Below are 13827 nucleotides of genomic sequence, written 5' to 3' on the forward strand. Positions count from 1 at the left end.
GGCACACGCCTTCCGGCAATGTTCGGCCCCGGAAAGGGGCCGGCTCGGGGTTTAAAAGCCAAGGTCTTCATTTATGAGTATCACCTTAATTCTGCCTTTTGGAGCAGACTTTTCTACTATGCTCCAGTAGTTACAGATCCTTTCGGGGCTGGCACAGTCTTCACACTGAGCCGTTTTGGTGCAGGGAGTTCTGCGGCTTAGGCGCATGGCGTTTACCGGAGCCGCATATTCCTTGACCCTTATCATGGCCTCTTCCAGATCCGTACAGATCTTATTACGACCCACCAGGATTATAACATTTTTGGGGCCGAAGGTAATGGCGGCCACGCGGTTGCCCATTCCGTCAAGGTTAACGAGCGTCCCGCTTTCCACCACGGCATTGGTACCGGTGATGAATAGATCGCAAAGAAGAGCCCTTCTCCGTATTTCCACCCGCTCTTCAATGGGAAGAGACATATCATATGTGTCGATTATCTCGATATCACTGCGTTTTTTCAGCTCCTCGTAAACTCCGGTTGCCACAACGGTCATGGACCCGCCGAAGGAGATACTGCCGGGATTCAGGGCGGGAATGATGGAGTTCAAAACCAGATGGCAGGCTTCCGTAGCGGTGTCTGCTACGTGGGCTTCAAACTGATTTTTCTCAAGGTTTTCCTTTACCTTCTCCAGCTTGATCTTCCAGTAGTCATTAACGGGTTTGCTCATCGGTCATCCTCCGTCTCTATTCTTGCACACTGTTGATAATAGGCTGCCGTTACTCCCATGTCCGTTATCTCATCCGCAACAATGCGGTTGATACCCCCACCGAATCTCCACCAATCATCTCTCCGGTATATAACAACCCTCGGATGTATCACTCCCTCAGGAAGTTTCTTAACCTTCACCCTCATTGAGCCGACGGGCGTAATGATCCGGGCCAGAGCGCCGTCTCTTATATCACGGGTAAAAGGCGACGACTCGGAAACCCATACATAAGGCGGTCTTTCGCTGTGATCTTCCGGAAGAATCTGTGAGTGAAGAAATTCCCCGCGAATCAGTGAGAGTAGCCTCAGGGGAAAGTCAGGATGGTAATCCGGTTCTGGGGAAAGCCGATCTACCAGAAGAAACCTGCCGTCAGGGCGTGCCGTTTTACCCTCAAGAAAGACAATCCCGGGATGCTTCGCCTTCACAAAGCCTCTGGTTCTGAGCTCATCCAGCGCGGTTTCGGAAAAGGCCGGTGACTTCAGCGCCTTTGAGTAGCACTCTTTTCTCGACGGCAGCTTGATGGGTGGATTTATACGTGACGAGACAGCATCAATCCATTCCCGATCGGATCTAGCATCTCCGGGCGGTTCCAGAAAGGCGCGAGCATACTGCACATAGTTGTGCATACAAGAGGCTACAATGTCTTCATCTTCCCACATCAAGGTTGAGGGGAAAAAAAGGTCGGCAAACCTTACGGTATCCGTGAAAAAGGCATCCACTACAACGACGAAGGGGATCTTTTTGAGGGCTTTAGCCACCTCGTAAGATGAAGGAGCCTGATTGACTATGTTCGTTCCGTGGATCCATGCAAATTCAATCGGGGGATCGGCCTGTAGTAGTGACTTCGCAAGCCTGGGGAGAGGAAATGACCTGCGGTAGGGGTTGACACTTCCCTCGGGAACGGTTACCCCGTCGTAGTTGAAGTAGCGCCTGGACGATATGTTGTAATAAACACCTTCTCCGGGTTTTCCTACGTGACCGGTCAGATAGCACAGTGCATTGATCCACCTTACCGTTTCTCCACCGTGCCTGTGTCGCTGAAGTCCCCACCCAATGATCGTCGATACGCGGGAATTGCCTCCGTAGATTGCTTTGAGTCTTTCGAAATCCTGACGATCCACGCCACAGATTCTCAGAAGGTCCTGAAGGGCAAAGGACTTCAACGCCTCTTCAAATTTTTCGACACCGTCACAATTGTTTAAAGCCGGGCAGTCACGAGCGGGCTCGGTCGGGAGGATCAGTTCTTTAATTAACGCCGCGGCCAGGAATCTGTCAGTCCCGGGAGAAATGAGAACATGATGATCGCACAGCCCCTCGAGGTCACAGCCCCCGGGGGATATGGTTAAGACTCTGCCGCCTTTTTTTCTGAATTTTCTTGTGAGGGCCGCAAGATGAACGGAGCTTCTCTTTAAGTCTTTTCCCCAGTTGACAATTATTTCTGCATTTAAAAGATCCAGTATGTCATTGTGATCCAGTGTTCCGAAGTCCGTTATGGAAGCTTCGATCCCGGCGCCGTCGCATAGCGAACCGTCCGTTGTGGATGATCCAATGGAAGCAAAGAAATACCTGACCGAATCCTGGTATATACCCCTGACGCCGTGTCCCTGGACATGAAGAATGCGCTCCGGGGACGCTAGTAATTTCTGTATTTTTTCAGCGCAAATATCAACGGCCTCGTCAGGGCTTATAACAACCCACCTGTTACCCTTCCTCAGCATGGGATGGACCAGCCGTGAAGGGCTGTTGTGTCGTTTGATGAAATAAGCCACCTTTCTGCAGAGGAATCCCTGAGTTACGGGGTGTTCGGGATTGCCCCGGAGTATCCACCGCCCATCAGGGTTTTTCGTTGCGATTATGGAGCATGCATCGGGACAATCTACACGGCATGCCGTAATCACCGCTTTTCTCTGGCTATCTGTTTCCATTTTGTGTCCTTTTACCTGCGCTAATTGAGCCCCTCAGATTAGATCTTACGAAGGATTTAGCTTTTGTACCAGAATTTTTCTGCTCATACCTCTTCCAATGGATATTGTACTGTGGCCTTTCCTGACGATTACGGGGGCCCCACGGCCTCCGGAAACAACTGTAACCTGAACACCCGGGTAAAGCCCCATATGAGCAAGCCTGGCACACATAAGCCTTCCACCATCAAGGCGAACTAGCCTTACCTGATCCCCCGGTTTTGTCTCGGAAAGGGGTATAACTTCTTCACGACCCGACGTTGAACCTCCCCGAGACTCGTAAAACAAACCGCACTTAGGATTGTCATCTTTCATGAGCATAAACTCTCACCGTTTTTGCACACCGGGATTTAGCATCCGGTTCTTAGGTAAAGCAAAGTTTTATTTTCGTCAACGCAACTATTTGTGAAAACAGGCCTGCCCGGTTGTCAGGAGCATCTATCTACCCGGTATATCAAGTGACTTGACGGGCAAAATTCATACGTGCTATAAACGGCACTACTGTTGTGCCGGCGTAGCTCAGCGGTAGAGCAGCTGATTCGTAATCAGCAGGCCACCGGTTCAAATCCGGTCGCCGGCTCCAGTGATTTTAGTAGCTCACACAAATTTCCGAAAACGGCAGAATTTGCGGTACGCCTATAGTGCGTCCCCATGGGAAGGTTCCCGCTGAAGTGAGCCTTCTGTAAAAGCCGCCCCGTGCCGCAAAGGTATGATCACAGGGAAGGACCAGTTCATTCGGCGGGGCCTGAATGTTTGTTTGCCTTTTTCGGGCCGATTTCATCAAGGGGAAGGAAACGAAGGCCCCGGCCGGAAGCTCCTTCTCGCCGGAGAGCTCCCCTACGGGAATACAACCCCGTCTCCGGGTCCTTCTCCTGGAGGGGGAAGTTTTACGGCCCGGTTCGGCCCAGCTTTCGAGCGCTTAAGGGGTAAAAAAGTCGTGCAACTTTTGTGAATTATAAGGGGGTCGGGTTCGGCTTTCCCCTGTTCTGCAACCGGTCAGGAAGGGCATCCAGGATGTCCCCTGCTCGTGAACGACATACCCCTGAGCCTTTTCCTCACGGCCGAGCACACGGTCGTTTTCGTGGAACAGCCTCACAGGAGCTCCGCCCAGGGCAGGACAGCTCACCTGCCAGGCAACCTCGCCTACGTAGAAACGGATCATCTGATTGCTTCGGCCAGGCCGCCCAGCCTGTTAATAGCCGTTTCGCGTCCTCCACCTCGCAGACGGGCCATGTTAAAATTTCCCCCCTAACACCTTACCAGGATCTGATGGCGTGGATTTTCACCCTGAACAGCTCGTTTTTTCTGCTTTCCGTCCCTTTGTCTGTGGAAACCGAAGCGCTAGGCGGCTCATATTCGGCGAGTTTCGCCCCGGGCAAGTGGGTAATATCCTCCCCCTTTCGGGGCCTTTCTCTGTCTCCCCCTCCTGTTTCTCATTTGAACCACCTCTCGGAAGGGGCAGTTGGCCAGCGATACGGGGTTTGTGAGGATCGTGAACTTGATTCTGTGCGTTACGCAATATGCGGCGACGTAATCCCATCGCTTTAATAGCCTGACGTGCCGGCACCTTCGGCAGGTTGCCGGGATAAAATGTTCATTCACGATGGACGCCTATTTGGGGTTCCTCTTCTTCTCGTGGTAATTTTGAATCAAGGCAATGATGCGTGCTTTGTGTCTACGCAAAAAGTTTACCGCTTCGTCGGCGGTAGACTTCGGAGCCGAGTATTTCAGTTTTTGCCCGTCCAGCCATACACGCAGGCCTTGGTTCAGGAATTTTCTTAATGCTGATTCCTTGAACAATCGAGTTAAACCTCCCAGGTGATGAATTCATTAACTTCTTCGTTTCTAGAAATGATGGGAAATTTACTGCCCGCACTGTCCATACTGTCCGCCTTATGGCATATAAAAAACACCTCCACCTCTGCCATCGCTACAACCCAAAATCGGACAATCTGTGTGCTACAAAAGCCGGACAATTAATGTGTTGCTAACACAGGCTCGATTAATTCTTGATTTTGTAATTAAATTTAATTAGCATAAACGCCGTTTAGAAAAGCCTTTTCAATCGGAAAAAACCGGCCTTGCTGTGAAAGCGGGTGCGTAAAATTTTCATTTCGTTAAGACGTCAGTCTGAAGTTTTTACTATGTCTCAGTTCCTGGCGGGTAACTCGTGGGTTTGTCTCACTATAAGTCCGTCCCCGACCTTTACCGATTAAGGCCGGTCCGTTCAGGGAGAGAAGGCATAACCGGAATTAAATCGGCTATAGAAGTAAGCCCGTACTTTCGTGGATTGCCTGATATAGGGGAAAGCTGGGACAAGCTCTTTATGTCTTAAAGCTTAGCCTTTTGGCCTGTTTGTGGTTATAACTTGCTAAAATTCGGAGGGTAGGTATGGATCGGAGGTCTTTTATCAAGAAGCTTGGTACCGGTGCAATTGCGGCAACGGCTGCCACGACTCTTCAGGCACCCTATGTTTGGCCCAAAGGGAAAACCTATCACTGGAGAATGGTGACCACCTGGCCACCTGATCTGCCGGTGCTTCAGACCGGAGCAGAGCGGTTTGCAAAGCGCGTTGAAGAAATGAGTGAAGGGCGTTTGAAGATCGATGTTTATGCGGGTGGCGAGCTGGTCCCACCGCTGGGCACCTTTGATGCAGTGTCCCAGGGAACTGTTGAGTGCGGGAGTGGCGCATCTTACTACTGGGCAGGAAAAACCCCGGCGGCACAGTGGTTCTCGGCCGTTCCGTTCGGACTGAATGCCCAGGGGATGAACGCATGGTTCTATTCGGGTGGCGGACTTCAGCTATGGGAAGAAGTCTATGCGCCCTTCAACGTTATTCCCAGGCCTCAGGGTAATACGGGCGTTCAGATGGGAGGATGGTTTAACAAAAAGATCGAAACAATAGACGATTTTAAGGGTCTTAAGATGCGGATTCCCGGCCTGGGAGGCAAGGTTATATCAAAGGCGGGTGCTACGGTGGTTTTGCTTGCGGGCGGTGAGATTTACACGTCTCTTGAACGAGGCGTTATCGATGCGACCGAATGGGTAGGCCCTCTACACGATCTCCGAATGGGATTTTACCAGGCTGCAAAGTACTACTACTATCCCGGATGGCATGAACCCGGTACGACCCTTGAGGTAATCTTCAACAAGAAGGCTTACGAATCACTGCCCGTTGATCTGCAAAGAATCATAGATGTAGCCGCGGCAGAGACCAACCTCTGGAGCCTCTGTGAATTTGAAGCTCAGAACGGAGCGGCCCTCCAGACACTTGTCAATGAGCACAAGGTTCAGCTCGTTAGGTTTCCCGATCAGGTTCTCGAGAATCTGAGAAAGCTTGCTGAAGAAACCATTGAGGAAGAGGCAAACAAGGATCCCATGGCGAGAAAGGTTCACGAGGCTTTCAAGGCTTTCAAGGCAAGAGTAGGCGCCTGGGGGACCGTATCTGAAGCGGCCTACTATAAGGCCATAGGGCTTTCGGCTTAAAAAGCGATGGGCAGGGGCGTTCCCGCCCCGTGCCCTTTATTTATTGGACCGGACTTTCTTTTCCATGGAATGCTCTATTTTGCTGATTAAATCTTTTACATCACAGGGTTTCAGGCAATACTCGTAGCCTCCCAGTTGCATGATTTTGACGGCAACGTCCACAGAAGCGTGTCCTGTGAGAACTATTACTTCGACCTGTGGAGACATCTGTTTGATTTTTTCCAGTGCGGTAATTCCGTTCATACCCGGCATGCGAATGTCCAGAAGTACAACATCATAGGACGAACCCGAGAGTTTCTCAAGAGCCTGAGATCCCGATGAAGCATCGTCCACGAAAAATCCTTCCAGTTGCAGGTTTTTCTTGAGGGTCTTTCTGAAGCGATCTTCATCGTCCACAATGAGTATCCTGGCCTTCTCGGACATCTTAAGATCCTCCGATTCCTGCGGCGCGCCTTATATCGTCGAAGTTCCATGAGACCCCGGAAGGTTTCAGATCCCCTTGAAAATGCATCACCTCTGCCGCCGCTCTCGATCCGTTTATCTTCAAAACCCTTGCCAGGCCCGCGATGTTTCCGTTTACGTCGATTAATGCCAGGGGCTGTCCCGGCTCGATGTCGTCTTCCCGGGAAATAAGAAAATACACGTAAGCCTTCCCGCCTTCGGACCTGAAGTCCCTTATTTCCCCGAAGTTTTTCTGTTTTTTTTCACGCAGTAGCGATATGCAATAGGATACCATCATGAGAATCATCAGAATGGTGGAGGAAATTGCCGCTATGATCCAGGGATTCCACCCGGCCCACTTTTCGAAGAGTGAATAAGAATCCGCCAGAAGCGCCTTTCTCGTCGGGAATATCTTTAGACGATAGACCTGTTCTTTTCTCTCATAGCCCGGGTAGGTTACGGATATCGTGCAGTCTGCCGGAACCGTATTTTCCGGTATTTCTATCCTCCCGTGCCACAACCTGCCACGAATCTCTGTAACCGAAGGCCTTATTGAGGAACAGGAGGATGAGAAGGAAATCGAAGCGGCCTGCTCGATCGGTCCCGGAGCTTTCTCAACGATCTTAACCACCTGACCCGGCACAGCGGAGTATTCCCTTTTTGGTTTCCGGAAGCCAGCAACACAGCCGTCCATGATGGAGACTACAAACACAACGCCTGTTATCAGCCCGAGGAGCCCCACGGTTTTCGATAGGTACTTCATCGGTGTGTTACCTCTTGTCCGGAGTTGAGGTCCCGGTGCCTGCAAGACTTTTTATAATCTTACGGCATGTCAGGACCGTCAGAGCGGCTGCAGGAACGAAAATACTGAGAAATGTAGAACTGAGATCCCCGTATATGGAACCCAGGTACATTGCCAGAATGAGTTCAAGTAACAAGAGGGTATCCATCGTAATGAGAACTGCCCATTGCCGCCTGTTGAGGTTCATTTCTTCCTCCCGATTCTGAGGGGTTTCTCCGGCCGGGGGGAGTAGAGCCGGAGAAACCCCTGAAGTGTGTTTGATGCTGCTACTTCTTACGGAGGTCCTGCTTGGAGACGTTCATGATCCGGAGTGCGACATTGCTACCATCCTGCTCGATGTAGGCAATACGGAGGATATCTCCCGGTTCTGGAGGAATACCGATCAGGGTGTTCTTCGTGAGCCTGAGGTGGAGATGTCTGCCTGTGGGCATGCCGTAAGGGTGTTCTTGAGAAAAGTTCGTATCGTATTCCTCTATGGTTACTTCACCCTTTTCCCTGTCAAAGGAGATGCACTTTCCCTGTGCCACCTCCGCGTCGATTGCGAGAATCTGCGGGGCGAAGATGGTCGAGATACTGAGGAAAAGCACTGCAGTTACAAAATAGGCTGTCTTCCTCATGACCGCCCTCCTTGCGTTTTAGGAATGAACAGAAGCCAGGCGAGCTTTTTTCTCACGCAGTTCTGCGGCGGCTCCTTTGAACATTATTATCATGATGTAGAGAGAAATAACCGTGATTGCACCGAGTATAAGAATGGCCGCAGGAAGATTATATTTGAACTGCTTGAGAATGATGGAGATCATGCAACACACCACGGCACAGCCGAAGGCAACTCTGATTCCGTAGCCCTTGGAGTATTTGGTTGCAACCGTTCCGATCTGTGCCCCAATTGCCGCTCCGGTAAGCATTATGAATACGGCGACCAGCTCAATACGGCCCTTGAGCGAATAGGTGAATGCTCCGTAAAGTCCCGAAATCATGACCTCGAAAAGGTCTGTTCCGACGGCTATATGGGTAGGGCATCCGACGAAGTAAACCAGAGCCGGCATTCTCAGAAGCCCACCGCCGATTCCCAGAAATCCTGCAAGAACCCCGGTAGCGTAGCTAACCATAATGGGAAGCCAGGCGGAACAGGTGAAACCCGCTGTTTTGAAATGCATCATGGGAGGTATTTTGATCCTGTGCAGGGTTTTATACCAGGTAATTCCTTCGGTGCCCTTTTCACCTTCAACGATGCCCATTCTTTTCTTTTTTACCGCCTTGGCGTAGTCAACGAAGACCATAAGCGCTATGAGAAACAGGAAGACCACATAAACCCACCGAACGACCGAGCCGACCCTGCCGATTCTTTCGAGCCACATGACGAGCCGGGCTCCGCACTCTATCCCGACCATGGTTCCCACCAGCATGACGATGCCCAGCTTGTAATCGACATTTCCGAATTTGCTGTGTCTGAAGGTCGAAACCATCGACTTCCCGGCTATGTGGGCTATATCGGTTCCGATGGCAAAGGCCATGGGAAATCCCAGAATATTGAGCCCCGGCGTAACCATCCATGCGCCGCCCATACCGAAGAAACCACCGATCACGCCGACACTGAAGCCTATGAGCACAAGCCCCGGCCAGAATATCTTGAAACCAGCTATAGGCATGTAAAGATAAAGCCAATCCATGGCAACCTCCTTTAAGTTTTTTAATGTTCAATGATTTTTCTCGTTTTCAGATCAAGTCCGGTTCTCGCCATTATGAAGTCCATCAAAAGCCCCAGCAGACATCCGTAGGCAGCCGTAAGCACAACGGCCCAGAAGGCAAATAGCGTGATGTTTGTGTTGTACATGTTGGCGAAGTAGTGCAGTATGGGGTTGGAAATTCGCCTTGTGTCGGCCACAACCACGAGCATACTGGCCTTACCACCGCCGGCCCAAACCATCGACGGGGCAAAAATAAACAGAAAGCCAATTAACCCCATCAGCTTCTTTTTGATTTTCTCCATACCGACACCTCCTGAAAAAGTTTGTCCGTCTCCGTGCCCACATAACGGCAGGGCAAAAGGCGTGCCTCTACTGATCTGATGTAAAGTAGCTGTAATTACGGCAGGTTATGGTTGTCGGGTTGGAATATACGGATTGTTTCGTGTCGGTATCGAGCTGACACTGTCCGGGGGATGAGGTCACCCCTGGAGCAAAGTGCTTCTAATCGTCCTGTGAAGATAGATCGTTTTCCCGCTTTTTCTTGATGAAGTCGTCTATGTGTATAATTTTGGGTGGAGATTCCGGGGCGTTCAGGGATGGAGGTGCTCCGGGTAGTGCCCTAAAGGGCTGATGACTCTGGTGTTTCAGTGTCTCAATAAGGTTTCGTAGTTCTTCGTCTTCCTGTAACAGCTTTTCAAGTTGCTTCAGTCTTATTGCCCACTGACGGTCAAGGTTGCCATGGGGAAAGTTCACCGCCGTCATACGGGACAAAACGTCCAGCATCACTACCATGGCTTTTTCATGGGGACCTTTTAAGTAGAAGGGTACATGGGACCAAATTGCAATTGTTTCCATGTTTCTGTTATTCTGGGCTTCCATCATAACGGCTCCGTGAACGGCTGCAGGACCTTCATACTGAATGAGCCTGCAACCCGCCGACTTTGCTACGTTGAGTGCGGCAGGCGTCATCACGACGGCCGAGACGAATACTTCGTCGTGGAAGATCTGATCGTAGAGGCTACCGAGTAACACGATTCGGCGTATGCCGTAGTTGTCAAGGCGGTTTATCAATTCCCGGGAAAAAATGCGCCAGTTGGTGGATGGTTCGGGCCCGAAGGCGATAAGGAGTTTGTCCATAGTTCTGGCTCTCAGGCGGTAAAAAGTCATTGCGGGCCAGGAAAGTCCCCGAACGATTCCATGCTCTATTTTTATTTGAGGTCGCTCTCGATCAGAATGAAGGAAGGAATCCAGCTCCCATTTTTCAAGTTCTTCGGCTTCACAGGAGCTGATTATGTGGTTTACCGTGTTCTGTACGACCGCCCCGGCATCACACCAGCCGGAAAAGCCTATGATGCCCGTATGGTATTTGCCGCCATGCATAGGTTCAAACCCCTCACCAGGTCTTTTTCTGAAAGTTGCCTGAATAAAGCCAGACAGTTTTCGGCAACATAATGAGCTCCCGCTTCAATTAGCCGGGTTATACTGATGCGTCCTGATGCCACGCCTGCCGTCCATACTCCTACCGCAATGCCTGCTTTGATGTCCAGCGGATGATCGCCTATGATCATGACCCGGGTTTTGTCAGCTTTTCCCAGTATTTCTAACGCCCTTTCTATGTGATGGGGATCCGGCTTGACGTATTTCACGTGTTCTCTCGCCAGGAAGGCATGACAGAATTTTTCTATATCGGGGAACACGATCCTGACCGCTGCCTCGCAGTTTCTCGTTACAACAGCGATGCGATGCCCTGAATTTATCAGGGATGCCAGCAGCGGACGGGTAAAAGCGAAAAGCTTGCCTTCCGAGGCATGACGGATCTCCGTTGCCCTGACCAGATCCAGGGCTCTGTTTCTAAAATCCCTCGAGTGATGGGGACTTCGTATGTGGATGGCCCTGGCGAGCTCTTCAATCCTTTCCAGCAGGGGAAGTTGAGAGGACTCCAGTGGCCCTGCGTACCTCTCGGCAAGAGCCTCAATTCGGGCTTTTAGAACTGCGAAATTTATTGTCAGTTCCGCAAGAGTTCCGTCAAAATCGAATATAAATGTGTCTATCATGGATCTGCCCTATACAAAATGTCTTGCCCATAGTGCTTTTAAGTTCTATCGTTTTGTGTGATTTTTCACAGTATCCAGTATGTGGTGGATAATTTAGCAGGGAGAAGGTTTATGAATCAACTCGATGTGCTTACGAAAGAAGAGGTATTTAAACGCATAGGTGAACGGATCTTTCCCTACCAGAAGAATTACCTTGCCATGTTCTCGAGTTGGTATGGCGGAATTGTCACGGATCCCGCATTTATGCTTATACCGATCGATGACCATATGGTTCACAGAGGGGACGGCATCTTTGAGGCCTTTAAATGCGTCGATGGGAAGATATATTTACTTGACCGGCATCTTGACAGGCTTGAGAGATCGGCGAAAGCGGTAAAGCTGGATATCCCCTGTTCTCGGAGTGAGTTGATCGATGTTGTGAAGCGTACAATAATTGCCGGAAAGGAAAAAAATTGCCTTATCCGGGTTTTTGTTTCCAGGGGCCCTGGAGGTTTTACAACGAAACCTTCCGAGTCCATTGGGGCTCAACTTTACGTCGTTATTACCAGGTTACCTGAATACCCTGAGGACTGGTACTCTGCGGGTGTGTCCGTGAAAACGAGCAGCATTCCCATGAAGCCTTCTTATTTCGCAGGGATTAAGAGCTGCAATTATCTTCCCAATGTGCTGATGAGTGCAGAAGCTGAAGAGGCAGGGGTTAATTACACCGTGGCTGTGGACGAGCATGGAAATATCGGAGAGGGGCCTACGGAGAATATCGGTGTAATAACGGCGGATTATGCTTTTCTGGTGCCCCGTTTTGACAAGGTTCTCAGGGGTACTACCGTAACAAGGATGATGGAACTCGCCCAGGAGCTGGTAAAATCCAAGGTGCTTGGATATGTCGGGGAAGCCGATGTGCGTGTTGAAGACGTACTGAGAGCCCAGGAAGTGATGATGTTCGGGACCACCTTTGACGTGCTGCCGGTTGTATTTTTTAACGGCAGACGAATAGGGAACGGTCAACCGGGCCCGTTTTTCACAAAATTCTTGAAAATGTTGCGGCAGGACATGAAAGATAATCCTGCAGTAACAACAGAAGTGTGGACATAACGGCAAGTGGTGCTGTGATGCGGCCCGATAAGTATATCGAAGGCGCCTTTGAAGATCTCAGAAGAGCTCTGGAAAAACTCCGCACTGAAAGTGAAAAAACCCTCGTGGACATGGCAAGGGTTATTTTGAAAGCCTTTAGGGGAAGGCATAAGCTATTCTGCTTTGGTAATGGTGGAAGTGCAGCAGATGCTCAACACATTGCCGCCGAGTTTGTCAATAAATTCCGTCTTGAACGACCGCCGTTTCCGGCCATAGCTCTTACAACGGACACTTCAATTCTCACATCTGTCTCCAATGATCGCTCCTTCTCCGATGTCTTTGTCAGGCAACTAGGGGCTCTGGCCGAAGCAGGAGATGTGGCGCTGGGGCTGAGCACAAGCGGCAGGTCTGAAAATGTCGTCAGAGCCCTGCGATGGGCTCGGGAACACGGTCTTTATACCCTGGGACTTTCAGGACCTGACAAAACGGACATGGATGTCTATTGCGACCTTATAGTACATGTTCCCATTGCGAACACGCCGAGAATTCAGGAATGCCACATATTTCTGGCCCATCTTATCTGCGGGATGGTTGAAATCCTTTACATGGAGGAAACATCAGGTGACCTGGACTCCCCTGGACTTCAACAATGTTAAAACGGTGTCCCTGAAGGACAGACTGAGCAAGGTTAGTTTAACCGATTTTTCCAGGCCGTGGCACCCGGGTGGTCGTCTGAAGGACTTCGTCGAGGCGTTGCCCGACCTGCTTGCGGGAAAGACGATCAAAGAGGTTATAGAGGCTGTTGTAAAGGCTCTACGGCATCGCCGGATCGTTCTTTTTGGTATGGGTGCTCATCCCGTAAAGGTCGGCTTGAATCCGCTGATCGTACAGGCTCTGGAAGAAAAAATCATAACGGCAGTGGGAACCAACGGAGCAATGATGATACATGATGTGGAGATTGCTCTTTCAGGCCGGACGTCTGAAGATGTAGAAAACCACCTCCAGAACGGGACATTTGGAATGGCCGATGAAACGGCTACCTTTATTCACGAAGCCATCAGAGAAGGGGTGAAGGGTTTTGACGACAGAGGGTTGGGATGGGTTGTGGGTCGTAAAATATGGGAGGATCGATTGCCCTACCGTGATTACAGTATATGCGGCAATGCGTACAGGCTTGGAAATCCCGTTACAATACATGTTGCTATAGGCACCGACATAATTCACATGCACCCTCAGATGGATCCGTCGGCCGTGGGAAGGCTTTCTTATACTGATTTTAGGCTCTTTTGCCGGCTCGTAAGCAGCCTCGATGAGGGAGTTTACATCAATGCGGGATCCGCCGTGATTATGCCGGAAGTCTTCCTTAAAGCGGTGGCCCTATGCCGAAACCTGGGGTACTCTCTTTCAAAGATCACCACCGTGGTTATGGACTTCAACATGCAATATCGCCCTCTTAAAAACGTTGTAGAACGTCCTCCGGGACAAACCGGTAAAGGATATTATCTGGTGGGGCATCACGAAATAATGATTCCACTTCTGCTTTTTTCGGTTTTGGAGGAATTAAAGGGAGGTTCATAAAA

General features: G+C 50.4%; 17 protein-coding genes and 1 tRNA gene. 5 read left to right on the plus strand and 13 right to left on the minus strand.

The window, feature by feature from the left end:
* Positions 1-51: 51 nt before the first annotated feature.
* Genes BM091_RS08205 through BM091_RS08215 form a run of 3 tightly spaced genes read right to left on the minus strand, consistent with a single transcriptional unit; the run spans position 52 to position 3026 of the window.
* Positions 52-705, minus strand: a complete 654-nt coding sequence (locus tag BM091_RS08205; protein ID WP_093394912.1) for a lactate utilization protein — start codon at positions 703-705, stop codon at positions 52-54.
* Entirely contained in the window at positions 702-2669 is a 1968-nt protein-coding gene (locus BM091_RS08210) for a molybdopterin-dependent oxidoreductase (RefSeq protein ID WP_093394914.1), read from the minus strand. Before BM091_RS08210 ends, BM091_RS08205 begins: the two co-directional genes overlap by 4 nt.
* 45 nt (positions 2670-2714) lie before the next feature.
* A complete protein-coding gene (locus tag BM091_RS08215) occupies positions 2715-3026 on the minus strand; it encodes a FeoA family protein (RefSeq protein WP_093394915.1) in 312 nt (103 codons plus the stop codon).
* A gap of 187 nt (positions 3027-3213) precedes the next feature.
* Between BM091_RS08215 and BM091_RS08220 the strand changes: the two genes are divergently transcribed.
* Positions 3214-3288 (plus strand) — tRNA-Thr (locus BM091_RS08220).
* 336 nt (positions 3289-3624) lie between these two features.
* On the opposite strand, the gene BM091_RS08225 is transcribed toward BM091_RS08220, so the two are convergent.
* Both BM091_RS08225 and BM091_RS14560 read right to left on the minus strand, forming a co-directional pair.
* A complete protein-coding gene (locus BM091_RS08225; RefSeq protein WP_093394917.1) occupies positions 3625-3867 on the minus strand; it encodes a hypothetical protein in 243 nt (80 codons plus the stop codon).
* Positions 3868-4316: 449 nt separating this feature from the next.
* Positions 4317-4505: a TubC N-terminal docking domain-related protein gene (locus BM091_RS14560; RefSeq protein ID WP_093394918.1), complete on the minus strand. Its 189-nt coding sequence runs from the start codon at positions 4503-4505 to the stop codon at positions 4317-4319.
* 591 nt (positions 4506-5096) lie between these two features.
* Between BM091_RS14560 and BM091_RS08235 the strand changes: the two genes are divergently transcribed.
* Entirely contained in the window at positions 5097-6191 is a 1095-nt protein-coding gene (locus BM091_RS08235) for a TRAP transporter substrate-binding protein (RefSeq protein WP_093394920.1), read from the plus strand.
* A 36-nt stretch (positions 6192-6227) separates the two neighbouring features.
* On the opposite strand, the gene BM091_RS08240 is transcribed toward BM091_RS08235, so the two are convergent.
* The 8 genes from BM091_RS08240 to BM091_RS08275 all read right to left on the minus strand — a co-directional run bounded on the left by BM091_RS08240 (position 6228) and on the right by BM091_RS08275 (position 11176).
* Entirely contained in the window at positions 6228-6614 is a 387-nt protein-coding gene (locus BM091_RS08240; protein WP_093394921.1) for a response regulator, read from the minus strand.
* A gap of 1 nt (position 6615) precedes the next feature.
* The gene (locus tag BM091_RS08245) at positions 6616-7395 is read right to left on the minus strand and encodes a hypothetical protein (RefSeq protein ID WP_093394923.1); all 780 of its coding nucleotides are present in this window, start codon (positions 7393-7395) and stop codon (positions 6616-6618) included.
* Between the two features lie 7 nt (positions 7396-7402).
* Positions 7403-7621: a hypothetical protein gene (locus BM091_RS08250; protein WP_093394924.1), complete on the minus strand. Its 219-nt coding sequence runs from the start codon at positions 7619-7621 to the stop codon at positions 7403-7405.
* Between the two features lie 79 nt (positions 7622-7700).
* Entirely contained in the window at positions 7701-8051 is a 351-nt protein-coding gene (locus BM091_RS08255; RefSeq protein WP_093394926.1) for a hypothetical protein, read from the minus strand.
* Between the two features lie 18 nt (positions 8052-8069).
* Entirely contained in the window at positions 8070-9104 is a 1035-nt protein-coding gene (locus tag BM091_RS08260) for a sulfite exporter TauE/SafE family protein (RefSeq protein ID WP_093394927.1), read from the minus strand.
* A 20-nt stretch (positions 9105-9124) separates the two neighbouring features.
* Complete coding sequence (locus BM091_RS08265) at positions 9125-9424, minus strand: DVU0150 family protein (RefSeq protein WP_093394929.1); 300 nt, start codon at positions 9422-9424, stop codon at positions 9125-9127.
* Between the two features lie 199 nt (positions 9425-9623).
* Positions 9624-10502 carry a PAC2 family protein gene (locus BM091_RS08270; RefSeq protein ID WP_093394930.1) on the minus strand — a complete coding sequence of 293 codons (879 nt, stop codon included), beginning with the start codon at positions 10500-10502 and terminating at the stop codon, positions 9624-9626.
* Positions 10469-11176 (minus strand): HAD family hydrolase, encoded by a 708-nt coding sequence (locus BM091_RS08275; protein WP_093394932.1) that lies wholly within the window; start codon positions 11174-11176, stop codon positions 10469-10471. Before BM091_RS08275 ends, BM091_RS08270 begins: the two co-directional genes overlap by 34 nt.
* 111 nt (positions 11177-11287) lie before the next feature.
* Here BM091_RS08275 and BM091_RS08280 point away from each other — a divergent pair, with 111 nt between their 5' ends.
* Genes BM091_RS08280 through BM091_RS08290 form a run of 3 tightly spaced genes read left to right on the plus strand, consistent with a single transcriptional unit; the run spans position 11288 to position 13825 of the window.
* A complete protein-coding gene (locus tag BM091_RS08280; protein WP_093394933.1) occupies positions 11288-12268 on the plus strand; it encodes an aminotransferase class IV in 981 nt (326 codons plus the stop codon).
* Between the two features lie 17 nt (positions 12269-12285).
* Positions 12286-12903 (plus strand): D-sedoheptulose-7-phosphate isomerase, encoded by a 618-nt coding sequence (locus BM091_RS08285; RefSeq protein ID WP_093394935.1) that lies wholly within the window; start codon positions 12286-12288, stop codon positions 12901-12903.
* Positions 12869-13825: a GSU2086 family protein gene (locus BM091_RS08290; protein ID WP_093394936.1), complete on the plus strand. Its 957-nt coding sequence runs from the start codon at positions 12869-12871 to the stop codon at positions 13823-13825. Before BM091_RS08285 ends, BM091_RS08290 begins: the two co-directional genes overlap by 35 nt.
* Positions 13826-13827: the final 2 nt, after the last annotated feature.

It is taken from the genome of Thermodesulforhabdus norvegica, assembly GCF_900114975.1.
Lineage (GTDB): Bacteria > Desulfobacterota > Syntrophobacteria > Syntrophobacterales > Thermodesulforhabdaceae > Thermodesulforhabdus > Thermodesulforhabdus norvegica.

Excerpts from the sequence above, each read along its gene's own strand:
- BM091_RS08205 (WP_093394912.1), bottom strand. The coding sequence starts at position 705 with ATGAGCAAACCCGTTAATGACTACTGGAAGATCAAGCTGGAGAAGGTA.
- BM091_RS08210 (WP_093394914.1), bottom strand. The coding sequence starts at position 2,669 with ATGGAAACAGATAGCCAGAGAAAAGCGGTGATTACGGCATGCCGTGTA.
- BM091_RS08215 (WP_093394915.1), bottom strand. The coding sequence starts at position 3,026 with ATGCTCATGAAAGATGACAATCCTAAGTGCGGTTTGTTTTACGAGTCT.
- BM091_RS08225 (WP_093394917.1), bottom strand. The coding sequence starts at position 3,867 with ATGATCCGTTTCTACGTAGGCGAGGTTGCCTGGCAGGTGAGCTGTCCT.
- BM091_RS08235 (WP_093394920.1), top strand. The coding sequence starts at position 5,097 with ATGGATCGGAGGTCTTTTATCAAGAAGCTTGGTACCGGTGCAATTGCG.
- BM091_RS08240 (WP_093394921.1), bottom strand. The coding sequence starts at position 6,614 with ATGTCCGAGAAGGCCAGGATACTCATTGTGGACGATGAAGATCGCTTC.
- BM091_RS08245 (WP_093394923.1), bottom strand. The coding sequence starts at position 7,395 with ATGAAGTACCTATCGAAAACCGTGGGGCTCCTCGGGCTGATAACAGGC.
- BM091_RS08250 (WP_093394924.1), bottom strand. The coding sequence starts at position 7,621 with ATGAACCTCAACAGGCGGCAATGGGCAGTTCTCATTACGATGGATACC.
- BM091_RS08255 (WP_093394926.1), bottom strand. The coding sequence starts at position 8,051 with ATGAGGAAGACAGCCTATTTTGTAACTGCAGTGCTTTTCCTCAGTATC.
- BM091_RS08260 (WP_093394927.1), bottom strand. The coding sequence starts at position 9,104 with ATGGATTGGCTTTATCTTTACATGCCTATAGCTGGTTTCAAGATATTC.
- BM091_RS08265 (WP_093394929.1), bottom strand. The coding sequence starts at position 9,424 with ATGGAGAAAATCAAAAAGAAGCTGATGGGGTTAATTGGCTTTCTGTTT.
- BM091_RS08270 (WP_093394930.1), bottom strand. The coding sequence starts at position 10,502 with ATGCATGGCGGCAAATACCATACGGGCATCATAGGCTTTTCCGGCTGG.
- BM091_RS08275 (WP_093394932.1), bottom strand. The coding sequence starts at position 11,176 with ATGATAGACACATTTATATTCGATTTTGACGGAACTCTTGCGGAACTG.
- BM091_RS08280 (WP_093394933.1), top strand. The coding sequence starts at position 11,288 with ATGAATCAACTCGATGTGCTTACGAAAGAAGAGGTATTTAAACGCATA.
- BM091_RS08285 (WP_093394935.1), top strand. The coding sequence starts at position 12,286 with ATGCGGCCCGATAAGTATATCGAAGGCGCCTTTGAAGATCTCAGAAGA.